The organism is Kitasatospora paranensis, assembly GCF_039544005.1.
Lineage (GTDB): Bacteria > Actinomycetota > Actinomycetes > Streptomycetales > Streptomycetaceae > Kitasatospora > Kitasatospora paranensis.
This window is the reverse complement of the sequence record NZ_BAABKV010000001.1, coordinates 6,291,543-6,314,407: the sequence shown is the minus strand read 5'-3', so window position 1 is coordinate 6,314,407 and position 22,865 is coordinate 6,291,543. Positions and strand designations below refer to the sequence as shown.

The window sequence follows — 22,865 nt, the reverse complement described above, 5'->3', positions numbered from 1 at the left end:
AAGCGGTGAGCGAACGACTGTGGCACCCCGGCCTGCTGGCCGGCCGTCCGGACGGTGCGCCGGGCCTGCTGCGCAACCACGTCGGCGGCGAGTTCGTCGGATCGGCCGCCACCTTCACCAAGACCAGCCCGGTGACCGGCGAGGTGCTGTTCGAGGTCGCCGAGGCCGACGAGGCCACGGTGGACGCGGCCGTCGGCGCGGCCCGGGCCGCGCTGCGCGGCCCGTGGGGCCGGATGGGCGAGCAGGAGCGGGCGGCCGTGCTGCGCCGGGTCGCCGACGAACTCGAGCGCCGCTTCGAGGACATGGTGGCGGCCGAGATCGGCGACACCGGCAAGCACGTGGCGCAGGCCCGCACCCTGGACGTGCCGCGCGGCGCCGCCAACTTCCGGGCCTTCGCGGACATCGCGTCCACCACGCCCACCGAGTCGTTCACCACCGCGACGGCGGACGGCGGACGGGCACTCAACTACGCGGTGCGCAAGCCGGTCGGCGTGGTCGCGGTGATCGTGCCGTGGAACCTGCCGCTGCTGCTGCTGACCTGGAAGGTCGCCCCCGCGCTGGCCTGCGGCAACACCGTGGTGGTCAAGCCGTCCGAGGAGACGCCGTCCTCGGCGACGCTGCTCGCCGAGGTGATGGCGGCGGCCGGGGTGCCCGCGGGCGTGTTCAACGTGGTGCACGGCTTCGGGCCGGACTCCGCCGGCGAGTTCCTCACCCGCCACCCCGGGGTGGACGCGATCACCTTCACCGGGGAGTCGTCCACCGGCAGCGCGATCGCCAAGGCGGCGGCCGACGGGGTCAAGGCGGTCTCCTTCGAGCTGGGCGGCAAGAACGCCGGCCTGGTGTTCGCCGACGCCGACCTGGACGCGGCCGTGGAGGGCTCCGTCCGCTCGTCGTTCACCAACGGCGGGCAGGTCTGCCTGTGCACCGAGCGGATCTACGTGCAGCGCCCGGTCTTCGAGGAGTTCGCCGAGCGGCTGGCCAAGCGCGCCGGCGAACTGGCCTTCGGCTGGCCCGCCGACGAGGCCACCGGCACCACGCCGCTGATCTCCCGCCAGCACCGGGAGAAGGTGCTCGGCCACTACGACCTGGCCCGCGCCGAGGGCGCCGAGGTGCTCGCGGGCGGCGGCGTGCCGCACTTCGGCGACGCCCGGGACGGCGGCTGGTACGTCCAGCCGACGGTGTGGACGGGCCTCGGACCGGACGCCCGGACCAACCGCGAGGAGGTCTTCGGGCCGGTCTGCCACCTCGCCCCGTTCGACGACGAGGACGAGGCGTTCGCCCTCGCCAACGACAGCGCGTACGGGCTGGCCGCGACCGTGTGGACGCAGCACGTCGGCCGCGCCCACCGGGCCGGGGCCGCCCTGGACGCCGGCCTGGTCTGGGTCAACACGTGGTTCCTGCGCGACCTGCGCACCCCGTTCGGCGGCATGAAGGCCTCCGGGGTGGGCCGCGAGGGCGGCGTGCACTCGCTGGACTTCTACAGCGAACTCACCAACGTCTGCGTCCAGCTCTGAACCCCCGAAAGGCATCCCGACCGTGACGCTGCACCCCGAGCAGACCGCCGAGCTGGCCGCCCGGCTGGACGAGGCGGCCACCGCCCGCACCCCGATCCCGCAGGTCGCCGCCGCGGCGGGCGCGGACACCGACGACGCCTACGCCGTGCAGGAGGCCCTGGTCGGCCTGCGGCTGGCCCGCGGCGAACGCCCCGTCGGCCTCAAGATGGGCCTGACCAGCCACGCCAAGATGGCCCAGATGGGCGTCTCCGAGGTGATCTGGGGCCGGCTCACCGACGCGATGGAAGTCCCGGACGGCGGAGCCGTCGACACCGCGGCCTACATCCACCCCCGGGTCGAGCCCGAGGTGGCGTTCCTGATGGCCCGGGACGTCGAACCGGGCGACTCCTTCGAGGAGGCGGTGGCGGCTGTCGCCCCGGCGCTGGAACTCATCGACTCCCGGTACGCCGACTTCCGCTTCGCGCTGGCGGACGTGATCGCGGACAACACCTCCGCGGCGGCGTTCACCGTCGGCGCCTGGCAGCCGCCGCCGGCCGGGCTCGCCGACCTCCCCGTCCGGCTGGAGATCGACGGCGAGGCGGTGGAGAGCGGCTCGACGGCGGCGATCCTCGGCGACCCGCGCCGGGCCTTCGAGGAGGCCGTGCGGCTCGCCGACCGGCACGGCGTCCGGCTGCGCAAGGGCTGGGTGCTGCTGGCCGGCGCGGCCACCGCAGCCGTGCCGCTGCGCCCCGGCGCACAGGTCCGGGCCGTGGTCGAGGGCCTGGGCGCGGCCGCGCTGCACGCGCTGCCGGAGAGGGACGGCCGTGGCTGACGCCCGGGTGGTGGCGGGCAAGGCCGTGCCGCGCGGCCGGTTCCCGCACGTCAAGGTGGCCGGCGGGATGGTCTTCGTCTCCGGGACGAGCAGCCGCCGGCCGGACAACACGATCGCGGGCGCCGAGGTCGACGCGCTGGGCACCACGGCGCTGGACGTCCGGGTGCAGACCCGCGCCGTGATCGAGAACATCCGCGACCTGCTCCGCGAGGTCGGCGCCGACCTCTCCGACCTCGTCCAGGTCACCGCGTACCTGGTGAGCATGAACGACTTCGGCGGCTACAACGAGGTCTACGCCGAGTACTTCGACGAGCACGGCCCGACCCGCACCACCGTCGCCGTGCACCAGCTGCCGCACCCGCACCTCTTGATCGAGATCCAGGCCGTCGCCGTGCTGCCGAACGCCACCGGACAGGAGAGTTGACCCATGAGCGAGATCACCGACCCGATCGGCTTCCCGGGCTGGATCGAGGCCAACCGGCACCTGCTGAGGCCGCCGGTGAACAACCGTCAGATGTTCCCGACCGGCGACGACTTCATCGTCCAGGTGGTGGGCGGCCCGAACGCCCGCACCGACTTCCACGTCGACCCGTACGAGGAGTTCTTCTACCAGGTCAAGGGCGACATGCACGTCGACCTGATGACCGCCGACGGGCCGCGGACGGTGGACATCCGGGAGGGCCAGATGTGGGTGCTGCCCGGGAACACCCCGCACTCCCCGCAGCGGCCCGACCCGGAGTCGATCGGGCTGGTGATCGAGCGGGTCCGCGAGGAGGGCACCCTGGAGCGGTTCCAGTGGTACTGCCCGGCGTGCGACGCGCTGGTGCACGAGGTGGAGCTCCAGGTCCGCGACATCGTCGCCGACCTGCCGCCGGTCTTCCAGGCCTTCTACGCCGACGAGAAGGCCCGCACCTGCGGCGGCTGCGGCGCGCTGCACCCGGGGAAGGGCGCGTGAGCGGCCCGGTCGTCGACGTCCACACCCACCTGGTGCCGCGCGGCTGGCCCGACCTCGCGTCGGCCTGCGGCGGCACCGGCTGGCCGTGGCTGCGGATCGACTCCGAGCGGCAGGCCATGATCATGGTCGGCGAGAGCGAGTTCCGGCCGGTCGGCTCCGAGTGCTGGGACGCCGATGTCCGCCGGGCGGACATGGCGGCCGACGGCGTGGACCTCCAGGTGGTCTCCCCCACCCCGGTCTTCTTCGGCTACGAGCGGCCCGCCGCCGAGGCCGCCAAGGTCGCCAGGATCTTCAACGACCTCACCCTGGAGGTCACCGCGCGCGGCGACGGTCGGCTGGTGCCGTTCTGCCAGGTCCCCCTGCAGGACCCGGACGCGGCCTGCGCCGAGCTCGACCGCTGCCTGGCCGCCGGCCACGCGGGGGTGGAGATCGGCAACCACGTCGGCGACCGCGACCTCGACGACGAGGGGATCGTCGCCTTCCTCCAGCACTGCGCCGAGGTCGGCGCGCCGGTCTTCGTCCACCCCTGGGACATGCCGGACGGGCCCCGGCTCGACCGCTGGATGGCCCGCTGGCTGACCGGCATGCCCGCCGAGACCCACCTGTCGATCCTGGCGATGATCCTCGGCGGGGTCTTCGACCGGGTCCCGGACACGCTGCGCCTGTGCTTCGCTCACGGCGGCGGCAGCTTCCCGTTCTGGCTGGGCCGGGCCGACAACGCCTGGCACCGGCGCGGCGACCTGGTGCGCGGGCGCTCCGAGCACCCGCCGAGCCACTACACCGACCGCTTCCTGGTCGACTCGGTGGTCTTCGAGCCCGCCGCGCTGCGCCTGCTGGTCGACACCCTCGGCGAGGACCAGGTGGTGCTCGGCAGCGACTACCCGTACCCGCTGGGCGAGCGGCCGGTCGGCCGGGTCGTCCGCGAGGCGGACTTCCTGACGGACAAGCAGCGCGACAAGCTGCTGTCCGGCAACGCGCTGCGCTTCCTGGGCCGCGGGTGAGCGCCGCGGAGGACCGCTCGGTGCTGGAGCGTCCGGCTCCGGCGCCCGACCTCACCGTCCGCTACGGCGACGGGCCGGACGGGGTCGCCGATGTCTGGCGCGGCGACGGGCGCGCGGCGTCCCGGCCGCTGGCGCTGATGGTGCACGGCGGTTTCTGGCGGCCGGAGTACGACCGGCGGCACACCCGGCCGCTGTGCGCGGCGCTGCGCGCGGCCGGCTGGTCGGTGGCGGCGGTGGAGTACCGGCGCAGCCCGGGCCGCCCGGACGAGTCGGTGCGCGACGTGGCGGCGGCGCTGGCCACGCTGCCGGGCGAGCTGGCCGGGCAGGTGCCGTTCGACGGGTCGACCGCGGTGCTCGGACACTCCGCGGGCGGGCACCTGGCGCTGTGGGCCGCCGCGGTGGCCCCCGCAGCGCGGCCGGCCGGCACGGTCGCGCTGGCGCCGGTGGCTGATCTGCGGCTGGCCGACCGGCTGGGCCTGGACGGCGGGGCGGTCGCCGACTTCCTCGGCGGCCCGCCGCAGGACCGGGCGGACCTCGACCCGGTGCGGCTGGCGGCACCGGCCGCACCGGTCGTGCTGGTGCACGGCACGGCGGACGCGATCGTCCCGCCGTCACTGACGGAGTCCTACGCGGCGGCGCATCCCGGCGCCCGGGTGCTCGCGCCGGTGGGCGCGGGCCACTTCGCGCCGATCGACCCGCTGAGCACGGCCTGGCCGGCCGTCCTGGAGGCGCTGGCCTCGCTCGGCGGCTGACCGGCCCGGACGGCGCACGGGGCCCGGCCGGGAGCGTTCCCGGGCCGGGCCCCGTGCGGGCCGGACGGCACGTCAGGCGTTCAGCACGCCCGTGCCGAGCAGGCCGAAGAGGATCACGCCGATGGCGATCCGGTAGACCACGAAGGCGTTGAACGAGTGCTTGGCGACGTACTTCAGCAGCCAGGCGATCGACGCATAGGCGACCACGAAGGAGACCGCGGTCCCGACCACGAGCGGCGTGGTGCCGACCCCGGCGCCCAGGGCGTCCTTCAGCTCGTACAGGCCGGCGCCGGTGAGGGCGGGGATGCCGAGGAAGAAGGAGAGCCGGGTGGCGGCCACCCGGTCGAGGTCGAGGATCAGACCGGCGGACATCGTCGCGCCGGAGCGCGAGAAGCCGGGGAAGAGCAGCGCGAGGATCTGCGAGGATCCGACGATCATCGCGTCCTTGAAGGTGGTGTCGTCCTCACCGCGCTTGTGACGGCCCATCTGGTCGGCCGCCCACATGACGGCGCTGCCGACGATCAGGGATCCGGCCACCACCCAGAGCGAGGCCAGGGTGCCCTCGATGAGCGGCTTGGCGGCGAGGCCGACGACGACGATCGGGATCGTCGCGTAGATGACCCACCAGGCGAACTTGTAGTCGTGGTGGTACCGCTCCTCGCGGTTGACCAGGCCACGGCCCCAGGCGGAGACGATCCGCACGATGTCCTTGAGGAAGTACAGCAGCACGGCGGCGATGGCGCCGACCTGGATGACCGCGGTGAAGCCGACGACGGAGGCGTCGTCGACCGGGATGCCCATCAGGCCCTCGGTGATCTTCAGGTGGCCGGTCGACGAGACGGGCAGGAACTCGGTCACCCCCTCCACGATTCCCAGGACAACCGCCTGTCCGACAGTGATCGCGCTCACGTGCACCTTCCCAGTGATGTCGGGCAAATCGTCCGGAGATCGACACGCGGGCACGCCGGCCATCGCATGTGACTACAGGAATGTAGACGTGTGCAGCCCCGCCGTCCAACCACCCCGGACCCTCCGGCATCAGGATGAACGAACGGTTAACCGCGCCCGACCACCGGTCGTCCGCCGGGTACCGGCATCATCGCAGGCGCGTCATCCCAGCCGTCGGAGCAGCTCCGCCGCGACCTGCGCCGAGGAGGCCGGGTTCTGGCCGGTCACCAGGTTCCGGTCGACGACCACGTGCGGGGCCCACGGCCCGCCCTCGACGAAGTCGGCGCCGAGGTCGACCAGGCGGTCCTGCAGCAGCCACTTCGCCCGGTCGGCGAGGCCGGCCTGGGTCTCCTCGGCGTTGGTGAAGCCGGTCAGCCGGTAGCCCGCGAACGGGGAGGTGCCGTCCTCGCCGCGCGCGGCCAGCAGGGCGGCCGGACCGTGGCAGACCACCGCGAGCGGCTTGCCGGAGGCCAGCGCCCGGCCGAGCAGCCGGCCGGAGTCGGCGTCCACCGCCAGGTCCTCCATCGGCCCGTGGCCGCCTGGGTAGAAGACCGCGGCGTAGTCGGCGAGGTCCACCGCGGCCACGTCGACCGGGCTCCGCAGCTCGTCCATCGCCGCGAGACCGGCGGCGACCTCGTCGGCGCCCTGCTGCCCGCCGTTGGCGTCCGCGGACAGGCTCGCCCGGTCGACCGTCGGCTCCACCCCGCCCGGGGTGGCCACCACGACCTCGTGCCCGGCCCCGGTGACCGCCCGGTACGGCACCACGACCTCCTCGGCCCAGTAGCCGCTCGGGTGCTTGGTGCCGTCCGCCAGCGTCCAGTGGTCGGCGCCGGTCAGTACGAACAGGATCTTCGCCATGTCTCGTCCTCCAGGAGAGTGCGGGCCGCCGGGGCCCGGGTCGCGCTCCGGTGCCCCGGCCGGGACACCGTCGCGCCGTGGTTCCGACCGTAGGCGCCCGGCCCACCGGCTTCCACCAGGAACACCGCTGCCTGCCATCGGGAAACCGATGGCTCCCGCCGGTTAGGGTCGCGCCATGACCTCCCGCGGCCCCGATCCGTCCCGGCCGGCGCGCCGCGCGCCGGCCGGGACGGACCTCAACCTGCTGCGCACCTTCCTCGCCGTGCACCGGGCCGGCTCGTTCACCGCGGCCGCGCCGCTGCTCGGGCTGTCGCAGTCCACCGTCACGGCGCAGATCCGCACCCTGGAGGAGCAGCTCGGCCGGGAGCTCTTCCGGCGGCTGCCGCGCGGCGTCGAACCCTCCCCGTACGCCGACGAGCTGGCGGGCCGGGTCACCGGACCGCTGGACGCGCTCGCGGCGGCCGCCGCGCACCTCGGCGGGGACGAGGCCCCGGCCGAGCCCGTCCACCTGGCGGGCCCGGCCGAACTGCTCTGCCTGCGGGTGCTGCCCGCGCTGGCCCCGCTGGTGGCGCAGGGCGTCCGGCTGCGGGTGGCGACCGGGCTCACCGAGCCACTGCTGGCCGAGCTCCGGGCCGGCCGTCACGACCTGCTGGTCGCCACCTCGCGGCCGCCCGGCCGGACGCTGGCGGCCGTCCCGCTGGCGGACGAGGAGTTCGTACTGGTCGCCGGCGGGCGGTGGGCCGAGCGGGCCGGCGGACCGGACGGGGTCGCCGGCCGGGGGCCGGCCGCGCTGAGCGACGTCCCGCTGGTGGCCTACGCGCCGGACCTGCCGATCGTCCGCCGGTACTGGCGGCACGTCTTCGGCCGCCGGCTGACCCGCCCGGCCGCGCTCACCGTCCCCGACCTGCGCGGCGCCCTGGCCGCGGTGGCGGCCGGCGCCGGCTTCACCGTGCTGCCGCGCTACCTGTGCCGGGAGGAGCTGGCCTCCGGTGCCCTGGTGGCGCTGCTGGAGCCCGCGGACGCCCCGATCAACACCGCCTACCTGGTGGAGCGGCCCGGCGCGGCCGCCGACCCGCACGTGGTCCTGGTCCGCGATCTGCTGCTGCGCGCCGCCCGGGCCTGGTGACGCCGGGCCGGGTGCCGTATGGTCCGGTGCCGTCGGGCCCGGTGGCCTCCGCCGGGCGGCTCACGGCACGTCCGGGAGCACGGCCCCCGGATCCGGAGCGGGCGCCCGGTCGGGCCCGGGGCCGGGCGCGGCGTCGGGGGCCGGGGCGGCCGGCAGGGTGAGCAGCATGGTGGTGCCGCCGCCGGGGGTGTCCTCGACCTCCAGCGAGCCGCCCATCGCCTCGGCCAGGCCCCGGGAGAGGGCGAGGCCCAGGCCGACTCCGGTGGTGTTGTCGCTGTCGCCGAGGCGCTGGAACGGCAGGAAGACGCGGTCGCGGTCCTCGGGCGCGATGCCGGGCCCGCGGTCGACCACCCGGATCTCCACCCGGTCGAGCAGGCCGCTGGCGGTCACCAGCACCGGCGCGCCGGGTGCGTTGTACCGCAGGGCGTTGGTCACCACGTTGGCCAGCACGCGTTCCAGCAGCGGCGGGTCGGCGAGCACGGGCGGGGCGGTGTCGAGGTCGAGCGGGCGGACGGGGGCGTCGGGGTCGGCCAGCGAGTCCAGCGCGCGGGGCAGCACCTCGTCCAGGTGGGTGGGCCGCAGGTGCAGGGTGAGGGCGCCGGCCTGCAGCCGGCTCATGTCGAGCAGATTGTCGACCAGCCGGGTGAGCCGGACGAGCGAGGCGTCGGCGAGGTCGAGCAGCTCGGCCCGGTCGGCGTCGGAGAATTCGACGTCCGGGCTGCGCAGGGAGCCGATCGAGGCGAGGGCGGCAGCCAGCGGAGTGCGCAGGTCGTGGCTGACCGCGGCGAGCAGGGCGGTGCGCATCCGGTCGGCGGCCCGGATCGGTTCGACCTCGGCGGCGACCGTGGCCAGCCGGTCGCGTTCCAGGGCGGCCGCGACGTGCGCGCCGAACGCGGTCAGCACCTTCTGGTCGGCGGCGGGCAGCCGGCGGCCGGTCAGCACGAGGAGCGCGTCCGGGCCGACCGGCAGTTCGGTGACCGGCCGGTCGGCGGTGGGCGGGCCGTCGGCGTCGCTCCGGGCCAGCACCCGGCCGGCCGCCCGGTCCAGCAGGGCGACGGAGTCCATGGCGAACGCCGTCCGCGTGCGCTCCAGCAGCGCGGGCAGCGCGTCCGCGCCGCGCAGCACGCTGCCGGCGAGGGTGGAGAGGGTCTCCGCCTCGGCGGTGGCACGGGCCGCCCGGGCGGTGAGCCGGGTGGCGTGGTCGACCACGGTGGACACCGTCAGCGCCACCGCGGCGAAGACCAGCAGCGCGATGATGTTGTTGCTCTCGCCGATGGTGAAGGTGTGGACGGGCGGGATGAAGAACCAGTTGAGCAGCAGCGAGGCGGTCAGCGAGGCCAGGAGGGCGGAGGTCGCGCCGCCGAGCAGCGCCACCGCCACCACGCCGAGCTGGAAGATCAGGGCGTCGGTGGTCAGGTTGACGGAGCCGTGGAAGCGCGACAGCAGCAGGGTCAGCAGGGTGGGGACGACCAGGCCGGCGACGAAGCCGGCGACGGTGCGGCGGCGGGAGTGGCGCCGGCCGAGCGAGGGCAGCCGGCCGCGGCCGGTGAAGGCGTGGGTGACCATGTGGACGTCGATGTCCTCGGAGGCGTCCACGGTGGTCTCGCCGATGCCGGGGCCGGTGAGGAAGCGGTTGATCCGCCCCCGGCGGCTGGTGCCGAGGACGAGCTGGGTGGCGTCGTGCGCGCGGGCGAAGGCGAGCAGCGCGGCGGCGATGTCGTCGCCGACCACCACGTGGTAGCTGCCGCCGAGGGTCTCGACCAGCCGCCGCTGCTCGGCGAGCGCGCCGGGTGAGGCACCGGCCAGGCCGTCGCTGCGGGTGACGTGGACGGCGAGCAGTTCGCCGCCGGCCGTCCGGTCGGAGATCCGGGCGGCCCGGCGGATCAGCGTCTCGCCCTCCGGGCCGCCGGTGAGGGCGACGACGACGCGTTCGCGGGTCTCCCAGACCCGGTCGATGGCATGGATGGCGCGGTAGTCGCGCAGGCCCTCGTCGACCCGGCCGGCCACCCAGAGCAGGGCGAGTTCGCGCAGCGCGGTGAGGTTGCCGACCCGGAAGTAGTGGGAGAGCGCGGCGTCCACCTTCTCCGCCTGGTAGACGTTGCCGTGCGCCATCCGGCGGCGCAGGGCCTGGGGGCCATGTCGACCAGCTCGATCTGGTCGGCCCGGCGGACGACCTCGTCGGGGACGGTCTCCCGCTGCGGGATGCCGGTGATCTTCTGGACGACGTCGTTGAGCGATTCGAGGTGCTGGATGTTGACGGTGGTGATGACGTCGATCCCGGCCGCGAGCAGCTCGTCGACGTCCTGCCAGCGCTTGGCGTTGCGCCCGCCGGGGATGTTGGTGTGGGCGAGTTCGTCGACGAGGGCGACCGCGGGCCGGCGGGCGAGCAGTGCGTCGAGGTCCATCTCCTCGAACTCCGCGTCCCGGTAGGACCGCCGGGCGCGTGGCAGCACCTCCAGTCCGTCCGCCATCCGGCGGGTGTGCCGCCGGCCGTGGCACTCCAGGTAGCCGATCACGACGTCGGCGCCGCGCTCGCGCCGGCGGCGGGCCTCGTCCAGCATCCGGTAGGTCTTGCCGACGCCGGGGGCGGCGCCGAGGTAGACCCTCAGCCGGCCGCGCGCGGCGGGGGCGGGGTGGCGGGGCATGGCAGGGGTGTCTCCTCGCAGGGGCGGCGGGCCGGGTACGGGGACGGCCGGCCCGGGTGCGCGGTCACCCCGCGCGCCCGGGCCGGCCCGGCGTCGTCCGTCGATCGGACGGACGGTCACTTCGTGCTGGCGAGAGCGTTGTTGAGCAGGACGACATTGACGCCGGCCTGGCCGAGGAAGCCGAGCGAGCGGCCGTCGGTGTACGTGCCGATCAGCTTGTTCAGGGTGTCCACGGAGAGGTTGCGGGCCTTGGCGACGCGGTCGACCTGCTCCTTCGCGTAGGCGACGGAGATCTGCGGGTCGAGGCCGGAGCCGGAGGCGGTGACGGCGTCCACCGGGACGCTCGCCGGGGCGACGCCGTCGAAGGCGGCGACGGCGGCGCGGCGCTCCTGGACGGCCTTGAGCAGGTCCTCGCTGTCGGGGCCGAGGTTGGACGCGCCGGAGCTCTTCGGGTCGTAGGCGTTGGCGGCGGGCCGGGGCTGGAACCACTTCGGGTCCGGCTGGGCCTGCTCGTTCGGGTCGTCGGGGTGCTTCTTGGGGAGGTCGTAGTTCTGGCCGAGCAGGCTGGAGCCGACCTCCTTGCCGTCGGCCTTCACGATCGAGCCGTCGGCCTTGGCGGGGAAGGCGGCCTGGGCGATGCCGGTGACGAGCAGCGGGTAGGCGAGGCCGAGGATCACGGTCATCACCAGCAGCATCCGCAGGGCGGTGAGGTGGGTGCGCACGGTGGTGGGCAGGGGCTTGGGCATGGTGCTTCCTCCTTCCGGGGATCAGCTGAGGCCGGGGATGAACTGGACGATCAGGTCGATGGCCTTGATGCCGACGAAGGGCACGATCAGGCCGCCGAAGCCGTACACCGCGATGTTCCGGCGCAGCAGAGAACTGGCATCCGAGGGGCGGTACTTGACGCCGCGCAGGGCGAGCGGGATGAGCCCCACGATGACCAGCGCGTTGAAGACGATCGCCGAGGTGATGGCGGACTGGGGCTGTGCAGCCCCATGATGTTGAGGTGGCGCAGCCCCGGGTAGACGCCAGCGAACATCGCGGGGATGATCGCGAAGTACTTGGCGACGTCGTTGGCGATCGAGAAGGTCGTCAGCGCGCCCCGGGTGATCAGGAGTTGCTTGCCGATCTCGACGATCTCGATCAGCTTGGTGGGGTTGGAGTCGAGGTCCACCATGTTGCCGGCCTCCTTGGCCGCCATGGTGCCGGTGTTCATCGCGACGCCGACGTCGGCCTGGGCCAGCGCGGGGGCGTCGTTGGTGCCGTCGCCGGTCATCGCGACGAGCTTGCCGCCGGCCTGCTCCTTCTTGATGAGGGCCATCTTGTCCTCGGGCGTGGCCTCGGCGAGGAAGTCGTCGACGCCGGCCTCCTCCGCGATCGCCCGGGCGGTCAGCGGGTTGTCACCGGTGATCATCACGGTCCGGATGCCCATCCGGCGCAGCTCGTCGAAGCGCTCCTTCATGCCGGCCTTGACGACGTCCTTGAGGTGGATCACACCCAGGACGCGAGGAGTCCCGTCGCCGATCTTCGAGGCGACCACCAGCGGGTGCCGCCGGCGGCGGAGATGCCGTCGACCAGCCGGGCGACGTCACTGCCGACGCTGCCGCCGTTCTCCGTCACCCACCGGCTCACCGAACCGGCCGCGCCCTTGCGGACCTGGTGGACGCCGTCCGGCTCGTCGAGGTCGACACCGGACATCCGGGTCTGCGCGGTGAACGGCACCCAGGTGGCGTGCGCCAGCTCGCCCTGGGCGCGGGCCCGCAGGCCGTAGCCGGTCTTGGCGAGGACGACGATCGAACGGCCCTCGGGGGTCTCGTCGGCGAGCGAGGAGAGCTGGGCGGCGTCCGCGAGCTCCTCGACGGTGACACCGCTCGCCGGCTGGAACTCGGAGGCCTGCCGGTTGCCGAGGGTGATGGTGCCCGTCTTGTCGAGCAGCAGGGTGTTGACGTCGCCGGCGGCCTCCACCGCACGGCCCGACATGGCGAGCACGTTGCGCTGCACCAGGCGGTCCATGCCGGCGATGCCGATCGCGGAGAGCAGGGCGCCGATGGTGGTGGGGATGAGCGCGACGATGAGCGCGACCAGCACGATCATCGACTGCGGCGCGCCGGCGAAGGTCGCCATCGGCTGCAGGGTGACGACCGCGACCAGGAACACGATGGTCAGGGACGCCAGCAGGATGTTGAGCGCGATCTCGTTCGGGGTCTTCTGCCGGGCGGCGCCCTCGACCAGGGCGATCATCCGGTCGATGAAGGTCTTGCCGGGCTCGGAGGAGATCTTCACGACGATCCGGTCGGACAGCACCTTGGTGCCGCCGGTCACCGCGGAGCGGTCGCCGCCGGACTCGCGGATCACGGGCGCGGACTCGCCGGTGATCGCGGACTCGTCGACCGAGGCGACGCCCTCGACGACGTCGCCGTCGCCCGGGATCGTCTGGCCGGCCTCGACCACCACGTGGTCGCCGAGCCGGAGCGCGGCCCCGGCGACGGCCTCCTCCGCCTGCGAGGCGGGCCAGCCGGTGAGGCGGCGGGCCATGGTCTCCGTCCTGGCGCGGCGCAGGGTGTCGGCCTGCGCCTTGCCGCGGCCCTCGGCCACGGCCTCGGCCAGGTTGGCGAAGACGGTGGTGAGCCAGAGCCAGACCGTGATCGCCCACGCGAACACGGACGGGTGGGCGACCGCGGAGACCGTCGTCACGACCGAACCGACCTCGACCACGAACATGACCGGGTTCTTGACCATGACGCGCGGGTCGAGCTTCTTCACCGCGTCGGGCAGGGAGGCGACGATCAGCTTGGGGTCGAGGAGGCCGCTGGAGACTCTGTGCGCGGTCGCGGGGCCCTGGTCCGCCGGTGCGGGGGCCGGTGTGAGGGTGGTGGACATCAGTGGAGACCTTCTGCGATCGGCCCGAGGGCCAGGGCCGGGAAGTAGGTGAGGCCGACGACGATCAGCACGACGCCGGACAGGAGTCCGACGAACAGCGGCTTGTGCGTGGGCAGGGTGCCCGGGGTCGCCGGGACGGGCTGCTGCCGGGCCAGCGAACCGGCCAGGGCGAGCACGAACACCATCGGCAGGAAGCGGCCGAGGACCATCGCGAGGCCGAACGCGGTGTCGTACCACGGCGTGTTCACCGTGATGCCGGCGAACGCCGAGCCGTTGTTGTTGGCGGCCGAGGTGAACGCGTACAGGACCTCGGAGAAGCCGTGCGGCCCGGAGTTCAGCATCCCGGCGCGCTCGGCGGGCAGCGCCATCGCGACACCGGTGCCGATCAGCACGATCGCCGGGGTGGTGAGGATGTAGAGGGAGGCGAACTTCATCTCCCTGCCGCCGAGCTTCTTGCCCAGGTACTCCGGGGTGCGCCCGACCATCAGACCGGCCACGAACACCGCCACGATGGCCAGGATCAGCATGCCGTACAGGCCGGATCCGGTGCCGCCGGGCGCGATCTCGCCGAGCATCATGTTGAAGATCGTGAGGCCGCCGCCGAACGGCGTGAACGAGTCGTGGAAGGAGTTCACCGCGCCGGTGGAGGTCAGTGTCGTCGACGCGGCGAAGAGGCTGGACGCCGCGATGCCGAAGCGCTGCTCCTTGCCCTCCATGGCGCCGCCGGCCGCCTGCAGGGCGGTGCCGGAGTGGTGCGCCTCGGCGAAGGTGATCAGCGCGGCGGAGGCGACCCAGAAGAGGCCCATCACGGCGACGATCGCGTAGCCCTGCCGGTGGTCGCCGACCATCCGGCCGAAGGTGCGGGGCAGCGAGAAGGAGATCACCAGCAGCAGGAAGATCTCCAGCCAGTTGGTGAGGCCGGTCGGGTTCTCGAACGGGTGGGCGGAGTTGGCGTTGTAGAAGCCGCCGCCGTTGGTGCCGAGCTCCTTGATGACCTCCTGCGAGGCGACCGGGCCGCCGGGTATCGCCTGCGGGTTGCCGGTGAGCGTGGTCAGCTCGTGGAAGCCGTGGAAGTTCTGCACCACCCCGTTGGCCACCAGGACCAGCGCGAAGACGATCGAGACCGGCAGCAGCAGGCGCAGCACGATCCGGGTGAGGTCGACCCAGAAGTTGCCGAGGCGGTCGGTGCGGTTGCGGGTGAAGCCGCGGATCAGCGCGGCGACCACGGCGATGCCCACCGCAGCGGAGACGAAGTTCTGCACCGCGAGGCCGGCCATCTGGACGAGGTGCCCCATCGCGGACTCGCCGCTGTAGGACTGCCAGTTGGTGTTGGTGGTGAAGGAGATCGCGGTGTTCCAGGCCTGGTGCGCCGCCATCTGCGGCACGCCGAGGCTCAGCAGCAGGTGGGTCTGGAGGCGGATCAGCCCGTACAGGAAGAGCACGGAGACGGCGGAGAAGGCCAGCACCGAGCGGAGGTAGACGGGCCAGCGCTGGTCGGCGTCGCCGTCGACGCCGACGACCTTGTACAGGCCGCGTTCGATTCTGAGGTGTCTGGCGGAGGTGAGGAGCTTGGCGATGTAGTCGCCGAGGGGGCGGTAGCACAGGGCCAGGGCGCCCACCAGGGCGAGGGCCTGCAGCCAGCCCGCGAGAGTGGCACTCATGGTCAGAACTTCTCCGGGTGGATCAGCGCGAGGACGAGGTAGCCGATCAGGGCCGCTGCGACGAGCAGGCCCACGACGTTCTCCGCGGTCACAGCTTCTCCACCCCTCGGGCGATCAGGGCGATGACGGCGAACACGAGGATCGTGACGCCGACGAAGACGAGGTCCGACATGGCTCCACCACGGTGGCTGAGGGGCAGGCCGGGCGGCCCGCGAGGGAGCCCGTCCGGCGCCGGTGGAAGACCGGCATAGGAAGCCAACCAGCGGTTTTAGCCCGTTGGGGCGGCCCTGACGCGCTCCATACGGGCCGGCCTGCGGCCTTGACGCGGTCTTGACGGTGCCGGCCGCGGCGCACCACGGCAGCGGGCCCCGCGCGGCGTGGTCGCCGCCCGGGGCCCGCTGCCGGAACAGGTGCCTGAGCCCCTGCCGGGGCCCGTCCGTCAGAGCCGCTCGGGCTCGGGGACCTTCCGGCGCTGCTCGGGCTCGCCGCGCCGCACCGCGCCGGGGGCGCGCCTGGCCGGGTGGTCGGCGCGCGGCGCCGAGGAGAGCTGCCAGGGCACGCTGATGACCATCACGCCGGAGGTGAACAGCAGCCGGCTCTTCAGCCAGAGCGCGGACTGGTTGTGCAGCAGGTGCTCCCACCAGTGGCCGACCACGTACTCCGGGATGAACACGGCGACGGCGTCCCGCGGCGTGCTCCGCCGGTACTCCCGGACGTATTGGACGACCGGCCGGGTGATCTCCCGGTAGGGCGAGTCGAGCACCTTCAGCGGCACGCCGATCCCGAACGCGTCCCACTGGCGGGTCAGTTCCTCGGTGGCGTCCTTCTCGACGGCGACCGACAGCGCCTCCAGGGTGTCCGGACGGAACGCCTCGGCGTAGCCCAGCGCCCGCAGCGTGGGCCGGTGGAGCTTGGACACCAGGACGATGCCGTGCACCTGCGCCGGGCGGGCGGACTCGGCCTGCGGGTCGTCCACCGCCAGCTCGGCGGCGACGGCGTCGTAGTGGCGCCTGATGCCGCGCATCATCAGCCAGAGCAGCACGGCCGCGACCACGGCCAGCCAGGCGCCCTGGGTGAACTTAGTGATCAGCACGATCACCAGCACCAGCGCGGTGGTGGCCGCGCCGAAGGCGTTGATCACCCGGGCGCGCAGGGCCGCCCGGCGCACCGCCGGGTCGGTCTCGGTGCGCAGCGCGCGGTTCCAGTGCCGGACCATGCCGATCTGGGAGAGCGTGAACGAGGTGAAGACGCCCAGGATGTACAGGTGGATCAGGCTGGTGACGTCCGCGCCGTACAGCCACAGCAGGCCGCCGGCGACCACGGCGAGCGCGATGATGCCGTTGGAGAAGGCCAGGCGGTCGCCGCGGGTGTGCATCTGGCGGGGCAGGTAGCGGTGCTCGGCGAGGATCGAGGCCAGCAGCGGGAACCCGTTGAAGGCGGTGTTCGCGGCCAGGATGAGCACCAGCGCGGTGGCCGCCTGCACCAGGTAGAACAGCAGGCTGCTGCTGCCGCCGAAGATCGCCGATGCCAGCTGGGCGATCACCGTCTGCTGGGTGAACGCGGCGCAGTCGCCGGCGATGCCGGTCAGCTGGCACGGGTCGTCCACGTAGTGCACCTTGGCGACCAGCGCCAGGGCCGTCACCCCGATGAACATGACGATCGCGGTCAGGCCCATGACGGCCATGGTGGAGGCGGCGTTCTTCGACTTGGGCGCGCGGAACGCCGGGACGCCGTTGGAGATCGCCTCGACACCGGTCAGCGCCGTGCACCCGGAGGCGAAGGCGCGCAGGCCCAGCATCAGCAGGGCGAGCCCGGCGAGGAGTCCTTGCCGTGCGAGGCGGTGACGCCGTAGGCGGCGCTCTCCGCGACCGGCGCGTCGCCGAACACCATCCGCACCAGACCGGTCGCGATCATCAGCAGGATCGCGCCGATGAAGACGTAGGTGGGCGCCGCGAACGCCTTGCCGGACTCGCGGACGCCGCGCAGGTTCATCGCCGTCAGCAGGGCGACGAAGCCGACCGCCATCGGCACCCGGTAGTCGGCGATGCCCGGGAAGGCGGAGATGATGTTGTCCACCCCGGAGGCGACCGACACCGCCACCGTCATCACGTAGTCGACGAGGAGCGAGGCGGCCACCACCAGGCCCGCGTTGGCCCCGAGGTTGCGGGACACCACCTCGTAGGAGCCGCCGCCGCTCGGGTAGGCGTGCACCACCTGCCGGTACGAGAGCACCACGACGACCATGAGCGCCACCACGGCGGCCGCGATCCACGGGGTCAGGTACAGGAAGGCGGTGCCGCCGACGGTGAGCACCAGCAGGATCTCCTGGGTGGCGTAGGCCACCGAGGAGAGCGGGTCGGAAGCGAAGATCGGCAGGGCCAGGCGCTTGGGGAGCAGCGTCTCGCCCAGCTCCTCGCTGCGCATCGCGCGGCCGATCACGAGGCGCTTGAGCGCCTGGGGCAGATTGAACACACGGGCGAGCGTAGGCGGCGGCGGGCGCTGCGCAATGCCTCGTCCGGGTCGGCCCGGAAGGCCGTCCGGCGGGGTGTCGCCGCAGATCAGAGGCGGTACGACCGGCATCCGAGCGCGTGTTCGGGGCCGTTCGGCACGGCGTTAAGACCGCGTCAATGTTCGCACGCGGACTCGGACATTCCCCGCCTTTCGGGCACTTTGCGGGGGTCCGGACGTCCGCGGGCCAGGCCCCGGGGCCGCCCCGGCGACCGGCGGGAGGTCAGCCCACGTGGACGCGCGGGCGCCGCAGCCGGTCCGGCTCGGCCTCCCGGAGGACCTCCCGGGTGACCGGCGCCACCTCGCCCTGGCCGAACAGGAAGAACCGCATGAACTGGGCGAACGGGTTGCCCTCCGTCCACTCGAAGTAGATGTGCGGCTGCTCCCCCGTCCGGTCCCGGATGTGCAGCAGCATCGCGGCCAGCGCGTTGGGGATGCTGGAGTGCTCCAGCGTCAGCACCCGGTAGCGGTCGTGCAGGACCTCGCCGCGGACGGTCAGCTCGGCCTCGAAGTCGGACGCGTCGCTGACGGTGACCTCGACGAAGACCAGGTCGTCCTCGACCGGGATGTCGTTGTCCGTCCGGATCTGCCGCAGCTTCTCGCGGTACTCCTCCAGGTCGCGGCGGTCGGGCTGGTTGGCGATCAGCCGGATCGAGCGGTGCGAGCAGTCCCGGACGAAGCGCTCCGCGACCGGGTCGAGGACGACGTCGGTGACCCGCAGTTCGAAGGCGCGGGCCAGCCGGGAGGCCAGCGAGACCAGGATGATGCCGGCGATGAAGCAGGCGCCGATCTTGACGCCGTCGGGCCGCTCGGCGATGTTCACCGCGGTCGTGTAGACGAAGACCGCCGCGATCACCGCGAAGCCGATCGTCCAGTGGCGCTGGCCGGCCCGGCGCGCCGCGATGGTCACCGCGATCGCCGCCGAGGTGATCAGGACGAGGACACCGGTCGCGTAGGCGCCGCCCTGCTTGTCGACGCTGGCGTCGAACAGCCAGGTCACCAGGAAGGCGATCGCGGTGAGGACGAGCACCATCGGGCGGACGGCGCGCGCCCAGTGCGGTGCCATGCCGTAGCGCGGCAGGTAGCGCGGCATCAGGTTCAGCAGACCGGCCATCGCGGAGGCGCCGGCGAACCAGAGGATGGCGATGGTGGACAGGTCGTACACCGTGCCGAACGCGGCGCCCAGGTACTGATGGGCCAGGTAGGCCAGGGCGCGGCCGTTGGCGGCGCCGCCCGGCTCGAACGCGGCGGGCGGGATGAGCAGGGTGGTGATGAAGCTGGTGGTGATCAGGAAGACGCTCATGATGGCGGCGGCCGTGGTCAGCAGCTTCCGGGCGCCGCGGATCCGCCCGGTCGGCCGCTCCTCGGTGTCGGTCGGGTCCCCCTCGATGTGCGGCATCACCGCGACACCGGTCTCGAAGCCGGACAGGCCGAGCGCCAGCTTCGGGAACACCACCAGCGCCACCCCGATCATGGCGACGACGTTGCCGTGCTCGACGGTGAGCGCGTGCGTCCAGTCGCTGACCAGGTGCGGCTCCTGCAGCACGTGCCACAGGCCGTCCACGACGACGACCACGTTCAGGGCCAGGTACACCGCGACCAGGACGACCGCGACGCCGATCGCCTCCCCGAAGCCCTTCAGGAACACCGCGCCGAGGAGCGCGATCAGCAGCAGGGTGACCGGCACCTGCTTGCCCTGCAGGGCACTGGCGATGTGCGGGTTCTCCACCAGGTGGGCGGTGGCGTCCGCGGCGGACAGCGTGATGGTGATGAGGAAGTCGGTGGCGGCGAAGCCCAGCAGGGCCAGCACGAACAGCTTGCCCTTCCAGAACGACAGCAGCCGCTCCAGCATGGCGATCGAGCCCTCGCCGTGCGGGCTCTCCTGGGCCACCCGCCGGTACACCGGCAGGGCGCCCAGCAGGGTCACCACCACCAGCACGATGGTCGCCACCGGCGACAGCAGCCCGGCCGCCAGCGCCGCGATGCCCGGCTGGTAGCCCAGGGTCGAGAAGTAGTCGAGACCGGTCAGGCACATCACCCGCCACCAGCGCTGGCCCGGGTGCGCGGCCGGTGACTGGGCGTGCGGCCCGGGATGCTGCTTGACCTTGTCGGCCAGGCCCTCCAGCAGCCAGGCCCGGAAACGCTGCCCGGCGGACGCCCCGGGCTCCGGACCGGTCGACGCTGAGGAGACCACGTGCACTCCCGTCTGGATTCCCCTGCTGACCTGCCCGCCGGACGGACCGGCGGCCTGGTCAGCGTAAGCGCCGGGGGTCGGCCCGGCGTGGAGCCCGGCGCCCGAGTCGCCACATCGGCCCAGGGGCCCGGCGGCCCAGCGGCCCGCCCGGGCGGGCGGGCGCCGGGGGCACGGGCGGGCGCCGTCGAAAAATTCCTCCGGGCGGGCGGCAACCCTTCCGGCCGCGGCGGCAACTGAGGGGCAGACAGTGCCCCCTGCCCCAAGGAGCAACCCGCATGTCCGCTTCCTCGCACCGCCGCCCGGTCGGCCGCCGCCGCCTCGCCCTGATCGGTGCCGCCGCCGTGGCCGCCGCCGGGCTGGGCGCCGCCCCGCTGGTGATGAGCGCCGACGCCGCGGCCACCGACCTCGCGCACGGCGTCCTGCCGGCCAAGGACGGCTGGGCCGCGAGCGGCGCGGGCACCACCGGCGGCCGGGCGGCGGACGCCGCCCACGTGTTCACCGTCTCCACCCGCGCCGAGCTGGTGAAGGCGCTGAAGGCGGCCCCGGCCGACGCCCCGCGGATCATCCAGGTCAAGGGCGTCATCGACGCCAACACCGACGACGCCGGCAGGCCGCTGAGCTGCCAGTCCTACGCGGCGGGCACCGGCTACTCGCTGGCCGCGTACCTCAAGGCCTACGACCCCGCCGTCTGGGGCCGCTCCAAGGTGCCGTCCGGCAGCCAGGAGAGCGCCCGCCGGACTGCGCAGCAGAACCAGGCCGCCCGGATGACGTTCGCGGTGCCGTCCCGGACGACGATCGTCGGCGTGCCAGGCACCGGCGCCGGGATCACCGGCGGCAGCCTCCAGGTGAAGAACGCCGACAACGTCGTCATCCGGAACCTCACGCTCACGGACGTCCGGGACTGCTTCCCGCAGTGGGATCCCACGGACGGCTCCACCGGCAACTGGAACTCCGAGTACGACGCGGTCACCCTGCGCGGCTCCACCCACGTGTGGGCCGACCACAACACGTTCTCCGACGGCCCGCACTACGACGGCGCCAACACGTCGTACTTCGGCCGGGAGTACCAGGTCCACGACGGCGCGCTCGACATCACCAACGCCTCCGACCTGGTCACCGTCGAGTACAACCGGTTCACCAACCACGACAAGACCATGCTGATCGGCAGCAGCGACAAGGACACCAGGCTCCGGGTGACGCTGCACCACAACGTCTTCCAGGGCATCGTCCAGCGCGCGCCGCTCGCCCGGGTGGGCCAGGTGCACCTGTACGACAACTACTACGACACCGCGAAGCTCAACGGGTACGCGCACAGCTACAGCATCAACGCGCGGGCCGGCGCCCAGGTCGTGGCGCAGGACAACTACTGGGCGCTGTCGGCCGACCGCAAGGTCGCGCAACTGCTCAGCGGCGACGGGACGGGCGCCGTGGCGGGCAGCGGCAACCTGGTGAACGGCACGGTCACCGACCTCGTGGCGGCGTACAACGCGGCCGGGCCGAAGAAGAAGATCAAGGCGACCGTGAACTGGACCCCCACCCTCACCGCGGGCCTGGAGACCTCGATCGGCGGCCTGCCCGCCGAGCTCGCCCGGAAGGCCGGGGCCGGCGTCCTCACCGCGACCGGCACCGTCGCGGGCTGAGCCGGCACGGGCGGGTCGGGGACGGACGGGTACGGACGGCCGGGCACCGGCGGGAGGCGCGGGGCGATGACCACCGAAGGGCTGTGGGACGGCCGGGAAGGGCTGCCCGGCTGCGGGCCCGCGCGCCCGTCCGGCACCGGCCCGGCCTCCCGCGGACCGGCTCCGGCCCGCCCGCGCACGGCTGATACGCTGCCGCCTCGCACAGCGGGTGTGAACGTTAACATCTCACCGAGAGGCCGCAGCACGGGCATGACCGCCGATGAGGCGTCCGCGGAGTTCCACGGGTTCTTCGAACGCCACCACGCCGAACTGGCCCGACTGGCATACCTCCTGACAGGCGAGGCCGACACCGCCGACGATCTCGCCGCAGACGCGATGGTCGCCCTCTGGCACCGCTGGGACCGCGTCCGCCGGGCCGACCACCCGATCGCCTACGCCCGCGGGGTGGTCGCCAACCTGGCACGCGGCCGGATCCGCAGCGCCGTCCGGGAACGCCGCCGCGTCCTGGCGTTCTGGTCGCACCGCCCCGAGCGGACGGACGATCCCGACGTCGCCGCCGTCGTGGACGTCCGCGCCGCGCTCGCCCGGCTGCCCCTGCGCAAGCGGGCCTGCGTGGTACTGCGGCACGCCTTCGACCTCTCGGAGCAGGACACCGCGCGGGCCCTGGGCATCTCGGTCGGTACGGTGAAGAGCCAGACCTCCAGGGGGATGGCGGAGTTGGAGAAGCTGCTCGGGGCACGGGCCGGCGAAGCACTCACGGGCAGGAGGAGCTGATGGACGACCTGCGCAGCCGACTGCGGGACGCCGCCGACGGCCACCGGCCCGACCGTGAGCGGATGCTGGCCCGCGTCGAGCGCGGCATGGCCCGCCCCTCCCCGACCGCCCCGGTCGGCACCGGGAGCGCACCGCCGTGCTGTCCTGGCCCAAAGTGGTGCTCGCCACCCTGGCCACCGCGGGCGCCATGACCGTCGGCGGCTTCGCGGTGGGCGCCATCGTGCACGGCGGCCCGCAGCCCGCACGGAGCGCGGCCGCCGGCCCGACCGGATCCGCCCCGCCCGTCTCCGCCACGGCATCCGGCCCCGCCGTCCCGTCAGCGACCCGTTCTCCGGGGCCGACCGGGAGCCCGGCCCGCAGCGGCTCCGCCCGGCCGTCCGACGGAACCCCGGACCCGGCGGGGCGGACCTCCGCCGCACCGACGGGCGCGCACGGCCGCACCTCGGACGGGCCACTGTGGTCCGACGGCTCGGTCGACCCGCACAGCACCGACGCCTGGGCGCAGAGCAACGTCACGGTGAAGACCAGGGCGCCGCTCACCGCGCTCACCGTCGAACTGCGGATCGCCCTCACCCCGGGGGTCGCCGACACCGGGCAC

At 73.5% G+C, this 22,865-nt stretch carries 17 protein-coding genes and 3 pseudogenes; 10 read left to right on the top strand and 10 right to left on the bottom strand.

Going from position 1 to position 22,865, the window contains the following annotated elements:
• The first annotated feature begins 68 nt into the window (after nucleotides 1-68).
• The 6 genes from ABEB13_RS29995 to ABEB13_RS29970 are packed head-to-tail and all read left to right on the top strand — an operon-like array spanning nucleotide 69 to nucleotide 5,033.
• On the top strand, nucleotides 69-1,514 hold the full coding sequence (locus tag ABEB13_RS29995) for a 2-hydroxymuconic semialdehyde dehydrogenase (RefSeq protein ID WP_380230395.1): 1,446 nt from the start codon (nucleotides 69-71) through the stop codon (nucleotides 1,512-1,514).
• A gap of 22 nt (nucleotides 1,515-1,536) precedes the next feature.
• Nucleotides 1,537-2,325, top strand: a complete 789-nt coding sequence (locus ABEB13_RS29990; RefSeq protein ID WP_345707955.1) for a 2-keto-4-pentenoate hydratase — start codon at nucleotides 1,537-1,539, stop codon at nucleotides 2,323-2,325.
• Entirely contained in the window at nucleotides 2,318-2,749 is a 432-nt protein-coding gene (locus tag ABEB13_RS29985; protein WP_345707954.1) for a RidA family protein, read from the top strand. Before ABEB13_RS29990 ends, ABEB13_RS29985 begins: the two co-directional genes overlap by 8 nt.
• 3 nt (nucleotides 2,750-2,752) lie before the next feature.
• Complete coding sequence (locus tag ABEB13_RS29980; protein WP_345707953.1) at nucleotides 2,753-3,280, top strand: 3-hydroxyanthranilate 3,4-dioxygenase; 528 nt, start codon at nucleotides 2,753-2,755, stop codon at nucleotides 3,278-3,280.
• Nucleotides 3,277-4,281, top strand: coding sequence for an amidohydrolase family protein (locus ABEB13_RS29975; protein WP_345707952.1), 1,005 nt, complete (start codon nucleotides 3,277-3,279; stop codon nucleotides 4,279-4,281). Before ABEB13_RS29980 ends, ABEB13_RS29975 begins: the two co-directional genes overlap by 4 nt.
• Nucleotides 4,278-5,033 carry an alpha/beta hydrolase gene (locus ABEB13_RS29970; protein ID WP_345707951.1) on the top strand — a complete coding sequence of 252 codons (756 nt, stop codon included), beginning with the start codon at nucleotides 4,278-4,280 and terminating at the stop codon, nucleotides 5,031-5,033. Before ABEB13_RS29975 ends, ABEB13_RS29970 begins: the two co-directional genes overlap by 4 nt.
• Nucleotides 5,034-5,105: 72 nt before the next feature.
• Here the strand turns inward: ABEB13_RS29970 and ABEB13_RS29965 are convergent, their stop codons facing one another.
• Together ABEB13_RS29965 and ABEB13_RS29960 are read right to left on the bottom strand one after the other, a co-directional pair.
• Nucleotides 5,106-5,942 carry an undecaprenyl-diphosphate phosphatase gene (locus ABEB13_RS29965; protein WP_100887922.1) on the bottom strand — a complete coding sequence of 279 codons (837 nt, stop codon included), beginning with the start codon at nucleotides 5,940-5,942 and terminating at the stop codon, nucleotides 5,106-5,108.
• Between the two features lie 201 nt (nucleotides 5,943-6,143).
• Complete coding sequence (locus ABEB13_RS29960; RefSeq protein ID WP_345707950.1) at nucleotides 6,144-6,839, bottom strand: type 1 glutamine amidotransferase domain-containing protein; 696 nt, start codon at nucleotides 6,837-6,839, stop codon at nucleotides 6,144-6,146.
• A gap of 175 nt (nucleotides 6,840-7,014) precedes the next feature.
• On the opposite strand from ABEB13_RS29960, the gene ABEB13_RS29955 reads away from it, so the two are divergent.
• On the top strand, nucleotides 7,015-7,965 hold the full coding sequence (locus ABEB13_RS29955; RefSeq protein WP_345707949.1) for a LysR family transcriptional regulator: 951 nt from the start codon (nucleotides 7,015-7,017) through the stop codon (nucleotides 7,963-7,965).
• Between the two features lie 60 nt (nucleotides 7,966-8,025).
• On the opposite strand, the pseudogene ABEB13_RS29950 reads toward ABEB13_RS29955, so the two are convergent.
• From ABEB13_RS29950 to ABEB13_RS29915, 8 genes and pseudogenes are all read right to left on the bottom strand, one after another.
• A pseudogene (locus ABEB13_RS29950) lies at nucleotides 8,026-10,610 on the bottom strand (ATP-binding protein).
• Between the two features lie 116 nt (nucleotides 10,611-10,726).
• Nucleotides 10,727-11,356, bottom strand: a complete 630-nt coding sequence (gene kdpC / locus ABEB13_RS29945; RefSeq protein ID WP_345707948.1) for a K(+)-transporting ATPase subunit C — start codon at nucleotides 11,354-11,356, stop codon at nucleotides 10,727-10,729.
• Between the two features lie 21 nt (nucleotides 11,357-11,377).
• Nucleotides 11,378-13,490, bottom strand: a pseudogene (kdpB, locus tag ABEB13_RS29940) (potassium-transporting ATPase subunit KdpB).
• Nucleotides 13,490-15,151: a potassium-transporting ATPase subunit KdpA gene (gene kdpA / locus ABEB13_RS29935; RefSeq protein ID WP_345707947.1), complete on the bottom strand. Its 1,662-nt coding sequence runs from the start codon at nucleotides 15,149-15,151 to the stop codon at nucleotides 13,490-13,492. The pseudogene kdpB and the gene kdpA overlap by 1 nt, the downstream one beginning before the upstream one ends.
• A gap of 2 nt (nucleotides 15,152-15,153) precedes the next feature.
• Nucleotides 15,154-15,243: a K(+)-transporting ATPase subunit F gene (kdpF, locus tag ABEB13_RS29930; RefSeq protein WP_100887929.1), complete on the bottom strand. Its 90-nt coding sequence runs from the start codon at nucleotides 15,241-15,243 to the stop codon at nucleotides 15,154-15,156.
• The gene (locus ABEB13_RS29925) at nucleotides 15,240-15,410 is read right to left on the bottom strand and encodes a hypothetical protein (RefSeq protein WP_345707946.1); all 171 of its coding nucleotides are present in this window, start codon (nucleotides 15,408-15,410) and stop codon (nucleotides 15,240-15,242) included. Before ABEB13_RS29925 ends, kdpF begins: the two co-directional genes overlap by 4 nt.
• Before the next feature lie 180 nt (nucleotides 15,411-15,590).
• Nucleotides 15,591-17,575: pseudogene (locus ABEB13_RS29920) on the bottom strand (APC family permease).
• A 307-nt stretch (nucleotides 17,576-17,882) separates the two neighbouring features.
• Nucleotides 17,883-19,853 carry an APC family permease gene (locus ABEB13_RS29915; protein WP_345707945.1) on the bottom strand — a complete coding sequence of 657 codons (1,971 nt, stop codon included), beginning with the start codon at nucleotides 19,851-19,853 and terminating at the stop codon, nucleotides 17,883-17,885.
• Between the two features lie 275 nt (nucleotides 19,854-20,128).
• Between ABEB13_RS29915 and ABEB13_RS29910 the strand changes: the two genes are divergently transcribed.
• From ABEB13_RS29910 to ABEB13_RS29900, 3 genes are all read left to right on the top strand, one after another.
• Nucleotides 20,129-21,493: a pectate lyase family protein gene (locus tag ABEB13_RS29910; RefSeq protein ID WP_345707944.1), complete on the top strand. Its 1,365-nt coding sequence runs from the start codon at nucleotides 20,129-20,131 to the stop codon at nucleotides 21,491-21,493.
• Between the two features lie 249 nt (nucleotides 21,494-21,742).
• A complete protein-coding gene (locus ABEB13_RS29905) occupies nucleotides 21,743-22,267 on the top strand; it encodes a SigE family RNA polymerase sigma factor (protein ID WP_345707943.1) in 525 nt (174 codons plus the stop codon).
• Entirely contained in the window at nucleotides 22,267-22,458 is a 192-nt protein-coding gene (locus ABEB13_RS29900; protein WP_345707942.1) for a hypothetical protein, read from the top strand. The genes ABEB13_RS29905 and ABEB13_RS29900 overlap by 1 nt, the downstream gene beginning before the upstream one ends.
• The last annotated feature ends 407 nt before the right edge of the window (nucleotides 22,459-22,865 follow it).